Source organism: Pseudonocardia wallangbongensis (assembly GCF_054486945.1).
Genome location: NZ_JBRERS010000002.1, coordinates 604,843 through 621,349 on the forward strand (window position 1 = coordinate 604,843; position 16,507 = coordinate 621,349).

General features: G+C 72.6%; 14 protein-coding genes. 9 read left to right on the plus strand and 5 right to left on the minus strand.

Going from position 1 to position 16,507, the window contains the following annotated elements; all coding sequences use genetic code 11:
• Positions 1–365: 365 nt before the first annotated feature.
• On the plus strand, positions 366–4,106 hold the full coding sequence (locus ACU436_RS09155) for a multifunctional oxoglutarate decarboxylase/oxoglutarate dehydrogenase thiamine pyrophosphate-binding subunit/dihydrolipoyllysine-residue succinyltransferase subunit (protein ID WP_459024310.1): 3,741 nt from the start codon (positions 366–368) through the stop codon (positions 4,104–4,106).
• A 50-nt stretch (positions 4,107–4,156) separates the two neighbouring features.
• Positions 4,157–4,339 carry a DUF6104 family protein gene (locus ACU436_RS09160; protein WP_459023568.1) on the plus strand — a complete coding sequence of 61 codons (183 nt, stop codon included), beginning with the start codon at positions 4,157–4,159 and terminating at the stop codon, positions 4,337–4,339.
• Positions 4,340–4,364: 25 nt separating this feature from the next.
• Here ACU436_RS09160 and ACU436_RS09165 read toward each other — a convergent pair whose 3' ends face one another.
• Positions 4,365–5,240, minus strand: coding sequence for a helix-turn-helix domain-containing GNAT family N-acetyltransferase (locus ACU436_RS09165; protein WP_459023570.1), 876 nt, complete (start codon positions 5,238–5,240; stop codon positions 4,365–4,367).
• 95 nt (positions 5,241–5,335) lie between these two features.
• Between ACU436_RS09165 and ACU436_RS09170 the strand changes: the two genes are divergently transcribed.
• Positions 5,336–6,694, plus strand: a complete 1,359-nt coding sequence (locus ACU436_RS09170; protein WP_459023573.1) for an NAD(P)-binding domain-containing protein — start codon at positions 5,336–5,338, stop codon at positions 6,692–6,694.
• Positions 6,695–6,716: 22 nt separating this feature from the next.
• Positions 6,717–7,925: an MFS transporter gene (locus ACU436_RS09175; protein WP_459023575.1), complete on the plus strand. Its 1,209-nt coding sequence runs from the start codon at positions 6,717–6,719 to the stop codon at positions 7,923–7,925.
• Here the strand turns inward: ACU436_RS09175 and ACU436_RS09180 are convergent.
• Entirely contained in the window at positions 7,922–8,182 is a 261-nt protein-coding gene (locus ACU436_RS09180; protein ID WP_459023577.1) for a hypothetical protein, read from the minus strand. The genes ACU436_RS09175 and ACU436_RS09180 overlap by 4 nt on opposite strands.
• 75 nt (positions 8,183–8,257) lie before the next feature.
• On the opposite strand from ACU436_RS09180, the gene ACU436_RS09185 reads away from it, so the two are divergent.
• Genes ACU436_RS09185 through ACU436_RS09195 form a run of 3 tightly spaced genes read left to right on the plus strand, consistent with a single transcriptional unit; the run spans position 8,258 to position 10,177 of the window.
• The gene (locus ACU436_RS09185; RefSeq protein ID WP_459023579.1) at positions 8,258–8,638 is read left to right on the plus strand and encodes an ArsR/SmtB family transcription factor; all 381 of its coding nucleotides are present in this window, start codon (positions 8,258–8,260) and stop codon (positions 8,636–8,638) included.
• Positions 8,635–9,717 (plus strand): ACR3 family arsenite efflux transporter, encoded by a 1,083-nt coding sequence (gene arsB, locus ACU436_RS09190; protein WP_459023581.1) that lies wholly within the window; start codon positions 8,635–8,637, stop codon positions 9,715–9,717. Before ACU436_RS09185 ends, arsB begins: the two co-directional genes overlap by 4 nt.
• 49 nt (positions 9,718–9,766) lie before the next feature.
• Positions 9,767–10,177, plus strand: a complete 411-nt coding sequence (locus ACU436_RS09195; protein WP_459023584.1) for an arsenate reductase ArsC — start codon at positions 9,767–9,769, stop codon at positions 10,175–10,177.
• Between the two features lie 23 nt (positions 10,178–10,200).
• Here the strand turns inward: ACU436_RS09195 and ACU436_RS09200 are convergent, their stop codons facing one another.
• The gene (locus ACU436_RS09200) at positions 10,201–11,109 is read right to left on the minus strand and encodes a MerR family transcriptional regulator (RefSeq protein WP_459023586.1); all 909 of its coding nucleotides are present in this window, start codon (positions 11,107–11,109) and stop codon (positions 10,201–10,203) included.
• Between the two features lie 45 nt (positions 11,110–11,154).
• On the opposite strand from ACU436_RS09200, the gene ACU436_RS09205 reads away from it, so the two are divergent.
• Together ACU436_RS09205 and ACU436_RS09210 are read left to right on the plus strand one after the other, a co-directional pair.
• Entirely contained in the window at positions 11,155–11,931 is a 777-nt protein-coding gene (locus tag ACU436_RS09205) for a maleylpyruvate isomerase family mycothiol-dependent enzyme (protein WP_459023588.1), read from the plus strand.
• A gap of 112 nt (positions 11,932–12,043) precedes the next feature.
• Positions 12,044–13,165: a right-handed parallel beta-helix repeat-containing protein gene (locus ACU436_RS09210; protein ID WP_459023590.1), complete on the plus strand. Its 1,122-nt coding sequence runs from the start codon at positions 12,044–12,046 to the stop codon at positions 13,163–13,165.
• A gap of 139 nt (positions 13,166–13,304) precedes the next feature.
• Here the strand turns inward: ACU436_RS09210 and ACU436_RS09215 are convergent, their stop codons facing one another.
• Positions 13,305–13,661 carry a hypothetical protein gene (locus ACU436_RS09215; RefSeq protein ID WP_459023592.1) on the minus strand — a complete coding sequence of 119 codons (357 nt, stop codon included), beginning with the start codon at positions 13,659–13,661 and terminating at the stop codon, positions 13,305–13,307.
• Positions 13,658–16,396: an FtsK/SpoIIIE domain-containing protein gene (locus ACU436_RS09220; protein WP_459023594.1), complete on the minus strand. Its 2,739-nt coding sequence runs from the start codon at positions 16,394–16,396 to the stop codon at positions 13,658–13,660. The genes ACU436_RS09215 and ACU436_RS09220 overlap by 4 nt, the downstream gene beginning before the upstream one ends.
• Positions 16,397–16,507 lie beyond the last annotated feature (111 nt).

Consider the following 16,507-nt stretch of genomic DNA (forward strand, 5'->3'; position numbering starts at 1 on the left):
TGGCTGTCGATCATGGCCCGCACCGCCTCCGGTGACACCCGGGCGGGCCCTCGTACCCCGTCCACGCTCATGCCCGCAGTCGACCGGTTGCGTCCGCCGACACGGTGTGCGGGGGCACCGGGACGGCGCGGCGCCCGATCGGCCCGGCCGCGCACCGCGATGAAGTTCACTGAACCGACCCCTTGACCGGTGCAGCCGATCACCTCCCCCGCGCGGTACCCGCCTCCGTGGTGCGGAGGACTAACCTGGCGGGCAGTCCTCGGCGATGTCGATGAGATCCGATCAAGGCGGTCATCAGCGTGTCCAGCAGCAGTACGTCCAGTCCAGCAGGCGAGTTCGGGCCGAACGAATGGCTCGTCGAGGAGATGTACCAGCGTTTCCTCGACGACCCCAGCAACGTCGACCCCGCATGGCACGAGTTCTTCGCCGACTACCGACCGACCGACACCGCTGCCGCCGACACCGCCGATGACTCGGCCGGCACCGGATCCGTCCAGGAAGCCGCCCAACAGCCCGGCAGGCCGTCCACGCCCTCCGACGCGCCCACGGCGCCCGCCCCCACGCCCGCCACCGAGCGACCGGAGCCCAACGAGCGCGTCCGGGCCGCCGACCGCGCGGCGCTCACGCCCACGAACGGCAGCGCGCTCACCCAGAAGCGCAGCACCCCCTCCACCGGGGCGAAGCCGCCCGCGGGCAGCACCTCCCAGGCCGCCCGGCCCGCCGCACGGGCAGCGGCCGACCCCGACGCCGGCACCTCCATCCCGCTGCGCGGTGCCGCAAACGCGGTCGTCAAGAACATGAACGCCTCGCTCACCGTGCCCACGGCCACGAGCGTGCGGGCCGTGCCGGCGAAGCTCCTCGCCGACAACCGGGTCGTCATCAACAACCAGCTCAAGCGCACCCGCGGTGGCAAGGTCTCCTTCACGCACCTCATCGGGTACGCGCTGGTCAAGGCGCTCGCCGACTTCCCGGGGATGAACCGCCACTTCACCGAGCAGGACGGCAGGCCGGTCGTCGTGCAGCCCGACCACGTCAACCTCGGGCTCGCGATCGACCTGCCGGGCAAGAACGGGCAGCGCTCGCTCGTCGTCGTCTCGATCAAGGGCTGCGAGACGATGAACTTCGCGCAGTTCTGGTCGGCCTACGAGGCCATCGTGCACAAGGCGCGGGCCGGCTCCCTGCAGGGTGAGGACTTCGCGGGCACCACCATCACGCTCACCAACCCCGGCACGCTGGGCACCAACCACTCGGTGCCGCGGCTGATGCAGGGCCAGGGCGCGATCATCGGCGTCGGCGCGATGGAGTACCCGGCCCAGTTCCAGGGCGCGAGCGACGAGAAGCTGGCCGAGATCGGCGTCAGCAAGATCATCACGCTGACCTCCACGTACGACCACCGGATCATCCAGGGCGCCGAGTCCGGCGACTTCCTGCGCCGGATGCACGCCCTGCTGCTGGGCGAGGACGAGTTCTACGACGAGATCTTCCGGTCCGTGCGGGTGCCGTACGAGCCGGTGCGGTGGGTGCAGGACATCCCCGAGGGTGCGATCGACAAGACCGCCCGGGTGATCGAGGTGATCGACGCCCACCGCACGCGCGGGCACCTCATGGCCGACACCGACCCGCTGAACTACCGCCAGCGCCGCCACCCCGACCTGGACATCCTGTCCCACGGCCTCACGCTGTGGGACCTCGACCGGGAGTTCGCCGTCGGCGGGTTCGCCGGCCAGCAGCACATGAAGCTGCGCGACGTGCTCGGCGTGCTGCGCGACGCGTACTGCCGCACCATCGGCACCGAGTACATGCACATCGCCGACCCCGAGCAGCGCGCGTGGCTGCAGGAGCGGATCGAGGTGCCGCACCAGAAGCCGGGCGCCGCCGAGCAGAAGTACGTGCTGTCGAAGCTCAACGCGGCCGAGGCCTTCGAGACGTTCCTGCAGACCAAGTACGTCGGGCAGAAGCGGTTCTCCCTGGAGGGCGGCGAGACGGTCATCCCGCTGCTCGACGCGGTGCTGGACAAGGCGGCCGAGCACGAGCTCGACGAGGTCGTCATCGGCATGCCCCACCGCGGACGGCTCAACGTGCTGGCCAACATCGTGGGCAAGCCGATCAGCCAGATCTTCCGCGAGTTCGAGGGCAACCTCGACCCGGGCCAGGCCCACGGTTCCGGCGACGTGAAGTACCACCTCGGCGCCGAGGGCAAGTACTTCCGGATGTTCGGCGACGGCGAGACGGTCGTGTCGCTCGCGTCCAACCCGTCGCACCTCGAGGCCGTCGACCCGGTGCTCGAGGGCATCGTCCGCGCCAAGCAGGACCTCCTCGACAAGGGCGAGGGCGGCTTCAGCGTCCTGCCGCTGATGATGCACGGCGACGCCGCGTTCGCCGGCCAGGGCGTGGTCGCGGAGACGCTCAACCTCGCCAAGCTGCGCGGCTACCGCACCGGCGGCACCGTGCACGTCGTGGTCAACAACCAGGTCGGCTTCACCACCGCGCCCGAGCACTCGCGCTCGTCGCAGTACTCCACCGACGTCGCGAAGATGATCGACGCGCCGGTCTTCCACGTGAACGGCGACGACCCGGAGGCGTGCGTCTGGGTGGCGAAGCTGGCGGTGGAGTACCGCGAGCGCTGGCACAACGACGTCGTGATCGACATGATCTGCTACCGGCGCCGCGGCCACAACGAGGGCGACGACCCCTCGATGACGCAGCCGGCCATGTACGACATCATCGACGCGAAGCGCAGCGTCCGGAAGCTCTACACCGAGTCGCTGATCGGCCGCGGGGACATCACGGTCGAGGACGCGGAGCACGCGCTCAAGGACTTCTCCAACCAGCTGGAGCACGTCTTCAACGAGGTTCGGGAGCTCGAGCGGACCCCGCCGGCGCCGAGCCCTTCGGTGGAGCGGGAGCAGTCGGTCCCCACCGACCTCGACACGTCCGTCTCGCAGGAGGTCGTCCACCGCATCGGTGACGCGCACGTCGAGCTGCCCGAGGGCTTCACCGTTCACCAGCGGGTCAAGCCGGTGCTGCAGCGGCGCTACCAGATGTCGCGCGAGGGCAACGTCGACTGGGCGTTCGGCGAGCTGCTCGCCCTCGGCTCCCTCGCGATGGACGGCAAGCTCGTGCGGATCTCCGGCCAGGACACCCGCCGCGGCACGTTCGTCCAGCGCCACTCCGTGATCATCGACCGGCGCTCGGGCGAGGAGTACTACCCGCTGCGCAACCTGTCCGAGGACCAGGACCGGTTCCTGCCATACGACTCGGCGCTCTCGGAGTTCGCCGCCGTCGGCTTCGAGTACGGCTACTCCGTGGCCAACCCCGAGGCGTTCGTGGCGTGGGAGGCCCAGTTCGGCGACTTCGTCAACGGGGCACAGTCGATCATCGACGAGTTCATCTCGTCCGGTGAGGCCAAGTGGGGCCAGATGTCCGACGTCGTGCTGCTGCTGCCGCACGGCCTCGAGGGGCAGGGCCCGGACCACTCCTCGGGTCGCATCGAGCGGTTCCTGCAGCTGTGCGCCGAGGGCTCGATGACCGTGGCCGTCCCCACCGAGCCCGCCAACTACTTCCACCTGCTGCGCCGCCACGCGATGGACGGGGTGCGCCGCCCGCTGGTGGTGTTCACGCCCAAGTGGATGCTGCGCGCCAAGCAGGCGGTGAGCCCGCTGGCCGACTTCACCGGCGGCCGGTTCCGTCCGGTCATCGACGACCCGCACTTCCGCGAGAACGGTGACCCGGCCTCCGAGGTGCGAAAGGTCCTGCTCTGCTACGGCAAGGTCTACTACGAGCTGGCGGCCGCGCGCGAGAAGCGGGGTGTCGAGGACACCGCGATCGTGCGCATCGAGCAGCTGTACCCGGTGCCGGACCGCCAGCTCGCCGCCGTGCTGGAGCGCTACCCGAACGCCGAGGACGTCCGCTGGGTCCAGGAGGAGCCGGCCAACCAGGGCGGGTGGCCGTTCGTGGGCCTCGAGCTGCCGATGAAGCTGCCCCGGCTCGTCGGGTTCCGGCGCGTGTCGCGGCGGCGGATGGCCGCGCCTGCCGCCGGCTCGGGCAAGGTCCACGAGGTCGAGCAGGCGGCCCTCATCGACGAGGCCCTGGGCACTTCTGACTGATCAACGCCGCCAGGCGGAGACAAATCAGGGAGAACGGAGTCGGAGTAGCCGTGTACGCAACGGATCGCGGCATCGAGGAGCTGGTCGATCGGCGCGGCGAGGAGCAGGTCAGCGTGGAATGGCTGGCCGATCGGCTGCGCACGTTCGTCGACCTCAACCCCGGCTTCGAGAACGCCGTCGACCGGGTCGCGAGCTTCCTGGCCCGCGACGACGCCGACGACCTGGAGGACTGAGCCGCCGAACCGACGACCTCGCGGGTCATAGGTCGTCGGTTCGGCGGCGTTCCAGGAAGACGGTGTCGCGCCAGACGCCGTGGTGGCGGCCGATGCGTTCGCGCATGCCGAGGGTGCGGAACCCGGCGGACCGGTGCAGGGCGATGCCGGCCCGGTTCTCGGGGAAGATCGAGGTCTGCAGCGTCCACAGCCCGGCGTCGTCGGCGCCCACCACCTGGCGGTGGATCAGCGCCTTACCGGCACCGCGGCCGCGGTGGCCGTCCCCGACGTAGATCGAGGTCTCGGCGACGCCGGAGTGGACGGCCCGGGCGGACACCGGCGCGGCGGCGGCCCAGCCGACGACCTGGCCGTCGAGTTCGGCGACCCAGCGGTGGTCGGGCAGCCAGGCGCGGTCCAGGGTGCGCCGGTCGGGGGCCTCCGTCTCGAAGGTGGCGTTTCCGGTGGCGATGCCCTCGGCGTAGATGCGGCGCACGTCGGCCCAGTCGGCCGGGTCCATGGCGCGGACGGTGACGTCGGCGGGGACGTCGGTGGGGCAGCACGGGCGCGGCCCGAGCATTCCCATCACGGCGTCGGCGGCGTGCGGGAGACCGGTGCAGCAGGTCGGGTTGACCGACACCAGGGTCGCGGTGCCCTCCTTGCGCAACCGCACGAACCCGGCGTCGGCGAGCTTGCGCAGGTGGTGGGAGCAGGTGGACTGGCTGATGCCGAGCTGCCCGGTGAGCGCCCCGACGGTGGTCTCCCGCCCGGCCACCGCGACGGCGTGCAGCAGCCGCACCCGCATCGGTTCCGCGAGGCAGGCGAACCACCCCGCGTACGTCGCCGCGTCCCGCGACGCCAGCTGCGCCGGCTGGAACGCCGACTCCTCCGGGGGCACCACGGACAGCGGCAGCGAGGCGCTCATGGCGCACATTATCGACACACATCGATGGTTGCGTCAATCGACAACGGTCGATACAGTCCGGCACCATCAATCGACACAGATCGATGGAGGGTGTCATGAACGAGGCGAACGAGGCGCTGCCGGTCGTGGTGGTGGGCGCCGGCCCGGCCGGGCTGGCCGCGGCGGCACACCTGGTCGAGCATGGCCTGGCCCCGGTGGTGCTGGAGACCGGGCCGGCGGCGGGGGCGGCGGTGCGGGAATGGCACCACGTGCGGTTGTTCTCGCGGTGGGGGGAGCTGGTCGACACGGCCGGGGAGAAGCTGCTGGCCCCGACGGGGTGGCAGGCCCCGGATGCGGACCGCTACCCGACCGGCCAGGAGTGGGCCGACCAGTACCTGCAGCCACTCGCCGACGCCCTCGGCGATCAGGTTCGCTACGGAGCGCGCGTCGTGGGCGTGGCGCGGCGGGGCTGGGACCGCGTGGTCGACGCCGCCCGTGCGAGCGAGCCGCTCACCGTGCGGGTCGAGACCACCGACGGCGAGGAACGGATCACCGCACGCGCGGTGATCGACGCATCCGGAACGTGGGGGCTGCCGAACCCGCTGGGCGGGGACGGCTTGCCCGCGGTGGGCGAGCACGCCGCGGCGGAGCGGATCCGCTACCGAGTGCCCGACCTGACCGACGCGGGCGAGCGCACCCGCTACGCCGGCAAGCGGATCGCGGTCGCCGGCAGCGGCCACTCGGCCCTGACCGCGCTGGTGGCCTTCGCCGAGCTGGCCGACCAGGAGCCGGGCACCCGGGTGGTGTGGCTGCTACGGCGCGGCGAGATCGGCAACACCTTCGGCGGCGGGGATGCCGACCAGCTGCCGGCCCGCGGGGCGCTCGGGAGGCGCGCCGCGCAGGCCGCCGCGGCCGGGCACATCCGCACCGTGACCGGGTTCCGCACCGCCGCTGTCCAGCACGATCCGAACGGCCGGCTCGTGCTGGAGTCCTTCGACGGCGTCCAGCTGGACCCCGTGGACGAGGTCGTCGTGCTCACCGGGTTCCGGCCCGATCTGAGCTTCCTGTCCGAGGTCCGGCTGGACCTGGACCCGGTGCTGCAGGCCCCGCGAGAGCTGGCACCGCTGATCGACCCGAACGTGCACTCGTGCGGCACCGTGTACCCGCACGGCGCCCGCGAGCTGGCCCAGCCGGAACCGGACGTCTACCTGGTCGGCATGAAGTCCTACGGGCGGGCGCCGACGTTCCTGTCGCTGACCGGCTACGAGCAGGTCCGCTCCGTGGTCGCCGCGATCGCCGGGGACCGCGAGGCAGCCGAGCGCGTCGAGCTGGTGCTGCCCGAGACCGGCGTCTGCTCGGGTGGGGGCCTCGTCGACAACGCCGAGGAGGTCGCGGGTGACGAGGCCTCCGCCGCGGGCGGATGCTGCGGCCCGGCGACGCCGAACCTCGCCGCCCCGCCGAGCGCCGCGCACTGACCGCTTCGTGCACGCCGAGCGGATGACCGAGCGACCCAGCACGCTGTCGCGCGCCGGGTTGCGGCGGGTGCTCGCCGTCCTGTGCGTCACCGAGATCGTCAGCTGGGGCGTGCTCTACTACGCCTTCCCGGTGCTCGCCCCGGGGATCGCGGCCGATACCGGCTGGTCGATCGGCACGATCACCGCCGCGTACTCGCTGGGGCTGGTGGTGGCCGCACTCGTCGGGATCCCGGCGGGGCGATGGTTGGACCGGCTCGGCCCGCGGCTGGTCATGACCACGGGCTCGGTGCTGGCCGTTCCCGCGGTGCTCGGCATCGCCGGCGCCGGGTCGCTGCCGTGGTTCTTCGCCGCCTGGGTGCTGGCCGGAGTGGCCCAGGCCGGGGTGCTCTACCAGCCCGCGTTCGCCGCGCTGACGCGCTGGTGGGGGTCGCGCCGAGTCACCGCCCTCACGTCCCTCACGCTGCTGGCCGGTCTGGCCAGCACCATCTTCGCCCCGCTCACCGCGGCGCTCTTCGAGCAGCTTGGCTGGCGGGGCACCTATCTGGTGCTCGCCGTGGTTCTCGCGGTGGTGACGATCCCGGCGCACCTGTTCGGGCTGCGTGGCCGGTGGCCGGACCCCGACCCGGAAGAGCACGCCGAGCACGGCGGCCACGACCCCGGGGCGGTCGCGCGCAGCCGGCCGTTCGTCCTGCTGGTCGCGGCCATCGCGCTCGGCACGTTCGCCGCGTTCGCGGTGGTGGTCAACCAGGTGCCGCTGCTGATCGAGCGCGGCATGTCGACCACCTTCGCGGCGTGGGCGCTGGGCCTCGGCGGGCTCGGGCAGGTGCTCGGGCGGCTCGGCTACGGCGGCCTCACGGCGCACACGAGCGTCCGGGCACGTGGCGTGCTCGTCCTCGCCGGCACGGCGGCGGCAACGGCCCTGCTCGGGCTGCTCCCCGGTCCTGCCGGGCTGCTCGTCGCCGCGGCCATGCTCGCGGGCGCCGCCCGCGGCGTGTTCACCCTGCTGCAGGCCACCGCCGTCAGCGACCGCTGGGGCGCCGCGCACTACGGGCGCCTGTCCGGCCTGCTGTCCGCACCGGCCATGGTGGCCACCGCGTTGGCTCCGTGGGCCGGGGCGGCGCTGGCCGGGCTCCTCGGCGGGTACCCGCCGGTGTTCGTCGTGCTCGCGGTCCTGGCTGCGCTGGCCTCGGTTCTCGCCCTCGGCAGCGTCCCGCGACACCGCGGCGGCTAGCCGGGCTTGCGGGCGATGGCGGCCGCCGCGTTCTCGTGCACCCGGTGCGTTTCGACGATCTCGACGTCCACCAGGCCCGCGTCCATCAGCGCTCCGGTGAACTCCGCCGGGGTCAGGGCTCCGGCGGCGCAGCCGGTCCACTGCCCCATGGCGGCGCGGGCCCGGTCGTCGACGTCGGGATCGGCCACCACGTCGGACACCGCGAAGCGGCCGCCGGGTCGCAGGACCCGTGCGGCCTCGCGCAGATGCTCGCTCATCCCGCACCCCGGCTGTATCGACGATTGTCGAGACAGAGGTTGCGCCGCTGAATCGAAGCCTGTCAAGGTAGACAGATGTCGAAGCAGGAGCGGGAGCTGATCGGGCTCGCCCAGTTGTCCTCGATGGTCGGCTGCGGGACGCCGCTGGTGCGGGAGCCGATCCGGGCCGAGCAGGCGGTGCAGCTGTCGCGGGCGTTCAAGGCGCTCGGTGATCCGGTGCGGTTGCGGCTGGTGTCCCTGATCGCCTCGCACGACGGCGGCGAGGCCTGCGTCTGCGACCTGACCGCAGTCTTCGACCTGTCCGGACCGACGATCTCGCACCACCTCAAGGTGCTCCGGGAGGCCGGACTGATCTCCGGCGAGCGGCGCGGCACCTGGGTCTACTACCGCGTCGAGCCGCCCGCACTGGCCCGGCTGTCCGACGTACTGGCGATCGAGCAAGGCGTCGGCCCGTGACCAGGACGAATCCGACGGAAGCGCAGCCGGTCGCGGCGCGGCTGCCGACGCTGGACCGGTTCCTGCCCGTGTCGATCCTCGTCGCGATGCTCCTCGGCCTGGCCGCCGGACGTCTGGCGCCCGGGCTCGGCCCCGCGCTCGACGCCATCGCCGTGCAAGGTGTCTCGCTGCCGATCGCGCTCGGCCTGCTCGTGATGATGTACCCGGTGCTGGCGAAGGTGCGCTACGACCGCCTCGACACCGTCACCCGCGACCGGCGCCTGCTCGCCGCCTCGCTGCTGCTCAACTGGGTCGTCGGCCCCGCGCTCATGTTCGCGCTGGCCTGGCTGCTGCTGCCGGACCTGCCCGAGTACCGCACCGGGCTGATCATCGTCGGCCTCGCCCGGTGCATCGCCATGGTCATCATCTGGAACGACCTCGCCTGCGGCGACCGCGAGGCCGCCGCCGTGCTGGTCGCGCTGAACTCGGTGTTCCAGGTCATCGCGTTCGCCGCGCTCGGCTGGTTCTACCTCGACCTGCTGCCCGGTTGGCTCGGCCTGCCCCAGGCCACGCTCGACGTCTCGCCCTGGGAGATCGCAGCCTCCGTACTGGTGTTCCTCGGCATCCCGCTGGTCGCCGGCTACCTCTCACGCCGGCTCGGTGAACGCGCCAAGGGACGCACCTGGTACGAGGACCGGTTCCTGCCCCGCATCGGCCCGCTCGCCCTCTACGGGCTGCTGTTCACCATCGTCATCCTGTTCGCCCTGCAGGGCGAGGCCATCACCTCGCAGCCGCTGGACGTCGCACGCATCGCGCTGCCCCTGCTGGCCTACTTCGCGATCATGTGGCTGGGCTCGCTCGCCCTCGCCCGAGCGATCGGACTCGGCTACGAGCGCGCAGCCACGTTGGCTTTCACCGCGGCCGGTAACAACTTCGAGCTCGCCATCGCCGTCGCCATCGCCACCTTCGGCGTCACCTCCGGGCAAGCCCTCGCCGGCGTCGTCGGACCATTGATCGAGGTCCCGGTGCTCGTCGCGCTCGTCCACGTGTCACTCGGCCTGCGTCGACGGTGGTGGCCCGCCGCCCCCGCAGACCGATGACCCCCCGCCTTCGATCTCCCACCCGCTCGTCCGCGCCGAAGGAGCCATCGTGTCCGCCGTCCCCGAGGTCCTGTTCGTCTGCGTCCACAACGCCGGGCGCTCGCAGATGGCCGCCGCCCTGCTCGACCACCACGCCCGAGGGCGGGTGCACGTCCGTTCTGCCGGATCCACCCCGGCCGACCAGATCAACCCCGCCGTGCGCGAGGTCATGGCCGAGATCGGGCTGGATCTGTCGAAGGAGTTCCCCAAGCCGCTCACCGACGACGTCGTCCGCGGCGCCGACGTCGTGATCAGCATGGGGTGTGGCGACGCCTGCCCGGTGTATCCGGGCAAGCGCTACCTGGACTGGGATCTGGCCGACCCGGCCGGCAGGACCGCCGCCGAGATCCGCCCCATCCGCGACGAGATCGACACCCGCGTCCGCGCTCTCCTCGTGGAGCTGGCCCCGGCATCGATCTGAAAGCGCCACGAAGGAGCAGGGCGCTAGGCGACGGAGCGTTCCAGGGCGTCGACCAGCCACGCCTGCGCCAGACCCACCGTCACGGGCTCGCCGGTCACGTCGCCCACGAGCCGCCAGTAGCGGCGGAGCCGGGGATCGCGGTCGACGGTGGCGGTGGTGAGCAGCTCCTTGCGGAAGCCCGGGGTGTCCCGGCGCCGCTGCCCGCCTGCGTACGCGGCCACGAACCGGTCGAGCGCCTCGCCGGGCTCGGGCCGCCGCCCCGCGAGGAGCAGCGGATGGGCCAGCTCGCACGCGGCACCGATCCCGGTGAGCAGCTCCGCCTCGTCCGTGATCCACTCGAGGTTCACCCGTGCCCTCGCCCGCATCCGGTGCATCAGGGTGCGGTCGCCGGCGAGCGCGACCATCTCGGCGTACGCCACCACCTGGCGCGATGTCGGGTCCGCGGGCGGCAGCGGGACGCTGACCTCGAGGAACATGTCGACGAACTCCGCCGGCAACGGGGCGATGAACAGGCGCCGCCAGAACGAGACCAGCGCGTCCCGCGCCGCCCGGCGATCCTGCGCCGCCGCGAGCAGCTCGAGGCGCGCCGCCCGCTCGGCGGGCGCGGCCGCCTCCACGGCGGCGAGCGACGCCCGTCGCCAGGCGAGTGCCGCCAGCTCGACGTCGAGCTGCGCGCGTTCCGCCGCGACGACCTCGGCGATCGACCGCTCCTCGGTGAGGACGGCCGCGATCGCGGGCAGCCCGAGCCCGAGCGCACGCAGCCGGCGGACGAGGTCGAGCCGCTCGACGGCCGCGGGCGCGAACCGGCGGTGCCCGCCCGCGCTGCGCCCGGAGTCGAGCAGCCCTTCGTCGCAGTAGAAGCGGACCGTCCGGACGGGCACACCGGTGAGCGCGGCGAGATCGCCGATGCCGAGCGCCGTGTCCCTGCTCACAGTTGCTAGAACCTCCAGCGGGGTGGAGTTCCTACGGTACGGCCCGTGGATCGGATACGGAGCAGTGATGCGCGCGTCGACCGGCTGACCACGGCGCTGCGAGAGGTCACCGCCGCCTTCGCCGACGCGGTCGCCGGCCTCGACCCGCAGGCCACGGTGCCGACCTGCCCGGAGTGGCGGGTGCGGGACCTGGTGGGCCACATCGGACAGGCCTACCGGTGGAGCGCCGAGCTCGTGCGCACGCGCGCGGGCACTCCTCCACCGGACCCGCGCGACTCGGATCCGGGCCGGCCGCAGGACTGGCCCCGCCGGCTGCACGACAGTGCCGCCGACCTCGCGAGCGCGATCACCGACACCGGCCCGGACACCGCCGTGTGGACGTTCCTCGGGAACCGGCCGGCGCGGTTCTGGCTGCGGCGCATGGTGGCCGACACGGCGGTGCACGTCGCGGACGCGGCGTTCGCCGCGGGACGCCCGTTCACCATCGCCCCGGACCTCGCCGCCGAGACGATCAGCGAGGGGCTCGGGCTGATCTCGGCGGCCGAGGCCGCCGACCTGAAGCCCGAACTGGGCGAGCTGCGCGGCGACGGGCAGACCCTGCTGCTGCGGCCCACCGACGTCGAGACCGGCTGGCTGATCACCCGCGGCCCCGGTGGCGTGACGTGGGAGCGCGGCACGAGCGACGCGGACGTGGTGGTGGGCGCGCCGGTGGGCGACCTGCTGCTCGTGTTCTCCCGGCGCATCACGCCCGACGACCCCCGGCTCGCGATCACCGGCGACCGGGCATTGCTGCAGCACTGGTGGGCACACACGGCGTTCTGATGCCCCGTTCAGGTGAAGATCGGCTCGTCTGTACTATTCCGCCACCCCGAACGGGTGATGTGAACGTGCCGTCGCCCGCCGGGCGGAGCACGCACAGCACCTGGGGGGAACGATGGCCGGACTACTGACGCTGACGGCAGCCGTGGCAACCGCGATCGCCACACTCGGCCCGGTTCAGCCAGCACCTGCAGCACCACCCGAGCTCAAGATCCTGGCGGAACGGGTGATCAACTGCCGGAACAACGCGAACATCGACTCGCGACTGATCGCCGCCACCCTGGCCCGCAGCGCCGCGGGCGACGCGATCGTGTTCGACGGCACCTGCCTGGTCACCGAGACGATCCCGCTGCTGGGCAACCGCTCGTACCAGGGACGCTCCCGCACCGGCACGGTCGTCCAGCAGGCCGACGGCGCGAACCTGCGGGCGATCTTCGCCAGCGACAGCTGGCTCGACAACTCGCCGACCACCGGCAGCGCCACCTCGCTGCGCACCATGACGATCAAGGCCAACAGCGCGGCGAACCCCGACGCTGCCGACGCCGTGGTGGTGCGGTCGTGGCAGACGTTCGTCGAGGACGTGCAGATCGAGGATGCGAAGCGGGACGCCATCCGGCTGACCAACCTGTCGGCGAACGGCACCGAGCTCACGAACACGCAGGTGAACGGGCGCATCGCGAACAACCAGCTCAACGACTCCGGCGGCAGCGGCGTCTTCGTCGAGGACACCGGCAACTCCGTCACCGACTGGCAGCTCGAGGACAACTACATCGCCGAAACCGGCGGCGACGGGATCGCGCTGGACAACACCGCCGGGTGGATGATCAGCGGCAACCACATCTACGACGTCGGGGGCGACAGCGCCCTCTACGCCGACCGCCTGTACGGCTCCTCGATCACCGACAACTACATCGAGGACTTCGGGACGACCGGGATCCTCGCGAAGGTCCAGGGCGGCGCCGCGAGCACGATCATCGGCAACCGGATCTTCCAGAACGAGGGCCGCGGCGGCAGCTTCCTGCAGGTCCTCGGCAACTACGGGGACGCGAAGGCCGCGGTCAACAGCAACACGATCCGCGGGAAGGGCCTGGGGATCGGGCTGGACTACCAGCGCGGCAGCGCCGACAGCCTCGAGGTCACCTCCAACGGCAACCTCGTCACCGAGGTCGAGGTCGACCGCCAGGTCGGGGAGGGCGTGATCATCAACCCGGGCACGCTCACCCTCGGCCAGCCGTGACCGGCTTCGTCCAGAGCAGGGAGTAGCGGCGCTCGCACACCAACCGTGGTGCCGGCACACCAACTGCAGTTGGTGTGCGAGCCCCAAGGTTGGTGTGTGAGCGACCTGGAACGGCCTTCCGGCCGTCGTCGCGTGTGTGTCAGCGGCGGGGCAGGCGGAAGCGGCGGCGGGTCGCCTCCAGCAGCGCGGCCGCCCTGGCCTCCACCTCGGCGTCCAGCTCGTCGATGGCCGCCGCGTCGGCACGCCGGTCGGGGGCGGGGCGGGGCCGCAGCTTCATCCACGACTCGACCCACAGGGCGTCCAGCGCGGCCTCCCAGTGCAGCTCGACGCCGAGGCGGGTGAGACCCGCGCGCTCCTCCGCGTGCGCCATCGCCCGGCCGAGCCCGACCAGCTCGCGGTTCAGCGCGGCCGCCCGCGCCCGGTCCCGCTCGTGCAGGGCCTCCGCGGCCGCCGCGATCCCCGCGACGACCTCCTTGTACTCCCGCGCCGCGCTCACGTCGACAGCTCCTCCAACGAGGGCACGATGACCACCTCGGGCTGGGTGTGCTGGGCCCGGTCGAACAGCAGCCCACGCCCCGGGCGGGGCGACCAGGTGACGAACATGCCGGGCACGAGCGGCTGCACCTCCGAGCCCTGGACGTCGAGGGCCACCCACGCCCCCAGGTCGTCGGGCGAGGCGCCCATCATGAGGAGGGCCTTCAACCGCGCCGGGCTCCGCCACCACCCGAGGACGTGCACCCCGGTCTCCGGACCGAAGTGCAGCACCTTGCGCAGCGCCTCCGTTCCGGCCCGGTCCAGCGCGGTGTCGGCGGCGTCCGCGGCGTAGAGCACCAGCGCCACGGGATGGCGCGACGCCGTGCCGGCCAGGCGCTCGGTCACCTCCTGCGCCAGCGCCTCGACGCGGGCGCGCACGCCGTCCAGCCGGACCGTCTCGACGCGCTGCCCGGCCCCCGCCGCCCGCTCGGCGAGCCGCTCCGCGGGCTCGAGGGCCTCCGCGATGAGGGGGGCGATCACCACGTCGAGGGTGTCCCGGGGGTGCTGGCCCGCCAGCGACGCGGCGGCCGCGCCCAGCACCTGCACCGCCTCCCGCGCGGCGGACGCGAGCACGCCGAGGTTGCGCCCGGGTGCGTCCGGCAGCCCGACCGCGGCCGCGCTGCCCGCCACGTCGATGCACTGTCCGACCAACGCCCGGGGGCCCGCGGGGAGGACGGTGAGCAGCTCGGACAGGCGCGGGGAGCGGCTCCCGTCGAACAGGCGCGGCTCGGGACGCCCCCGCGCGTACGTCTCGTGCAGCAGGTGCTGCACCTCGTCCACCGAGCCCTTCCCGGTGGCGTCCGGGAGCCGCACCACCTCGTTGCCGTGCGTGATACCCGACTCGTGGTTGATCACGGCGTGCCAGCGCGGCAGGCCGAGCGTGGCGTCGTTCAGCTCGGCGAGCACCCGGCGCGCACGGGGCAGCGCGATCCGCAGCACGAACTGTTCGAAGATCGCCGGACGCCCCCAGAACGCCTCGATGCCGGACACGTCCTGGCTGGCCAGGACCAGGTGGATGCCCTGCGAACGCCCACGCCGCGCCACGTCCTCCAGCAGGAGGGTGGCCTGCCGCGTGACGGCGTCGCGTTCGGCGAAGAGGTACTGGAACTCGTCGATCACGGCCACGATCCGCGGCCAGCGGCCGGCCGGGTCCTCGCGCCGCAGCTCCTCCAGCTTCGTCACCTCGTGCGCCTTGGCCGCCTCGGCGCGACGGCGCATCTCGTCCGAGAGGAACTGCAGGAGCGCGAGTCCGAACTCGCGGTCGGTGTTGATGTTCACGCCGATCAGCCGCGCGTGGGGCAGCCACGTCTGATCCCGCCGCCCCGGGGCGAACTGCGCGAACGAGACGCCCTCCTTGAAGTCGAGGAGGTAGAACTCGAGCTCGTCGGGGCCGTAGCGGGCGGCCATCGAGCTGATCATGGTGAGGAGCAGGTTGGTCTTCCCGGAGCCACTGGGGCCGCCGATCAGGGCGTGCGGGGAGGCGTCGGCCAGCGAGACCTGGGCCGGCAGCCCGTCGGCGAACCCCACGGGTGCGTGCAGCCCGCTCACCGACCGGGAAGCACCCCACTTCTCCGTGCCCGGCAGCAGATCGGTGAACGTGCCGACCCGGCTGCGCCAGCGCTCGTGCTCGTCGGCGATGGTGTGAGCGGCACGGGTGACCTCCGCCGGCGGCAGCACGGGATCCGGTTCCACCGTGACGTGCGGCCCGGTCATCGACGAGACCGCGAGGCCACTGTCGTCGAGCCGGACCGTCTCGATCGGCGCGTTGGCCGTCATCGGGACGTCCAGCAGCACCAGCTGCACCCCGCAGGCGAGCCCGTCGCGCGCCACCCGCTGCAGCTGGCGGTGCTCGGCGTCCTTCAACGACGCCCGGTTGCCCAGCAGCACCGCGACGACCCACGGCTCGGTGCGGCCGCCGTTCGCCTCGGCCATCGCCCGCAGCGACGGGTGCCCGTCGACGAGGACGCGCGTGTGGACGCGCCGGATCCGGTCCGACAGCTCCTCGAGCAGCTCGTCGAGCATCGCCGGGTCGTGCACCGTGAGCAGCCCGGTGCGGGTGAGCGGGTAGAGACCGGGCAGCGAGCCGGTGAACCGGCCGACGTCCCAGACGTGCAGCTGCACCACACCGGGCCGGAAGCTGCTCATCACCCGCAGCAGCAGGTTCTCCACCAGCGACTCGGCCCGGGGCCGGCTGTCGTGCGTGGAGCTGATCTGCAGGTGCGACTCGTCGAGCAGGGGGACCGCGACCGGGAACCCGGGCTCCGCCCGGCCGATCCGCCCGGTGCCGATCGTCCACAGCGACGGCACCGGACCCGACCCGTCGACCTTGCCGACCTGGCCGAGCCACTCGTCGGGGTCGCCGCCCGCCGCGGCGGGCGCCGCCTCGGCGAGGATCTGCCCGAGCTGCCGGGGACCGGTGGCGAGCCACTCCCGGAACGCGGCCGTCCGATCGGACGCGACCCGGGCGACCGGCCCGGCGAGATCCGGGTTCGCGAGCAACCTGCGCAGGCCGGGATCGTTCTCGACCGCCTCGAGGCCGTCCTCGCGCAACCACATCTCGACCATCGCCTCGGCATGTGCGCGCACCGCCGACCCGCGCGCGCCCTCCGCCGCGCCGAGCGCCCGCGCGATCGCGTCGCACAGCGCGTCGAACGCCGTGGCGATGCGCTGCTGCCGTTTGCTGGGCCCGCGTACCACTGATCGTCCTAGGTTGTTTTGAGCAAGCGGCGGAGCCGCTTGTCAGGAGCACGCAGCCGGCACCGCGGCGGGTTCTCAGGCGTCTTCTCGCGAGGACAGCTCCGACGCGGT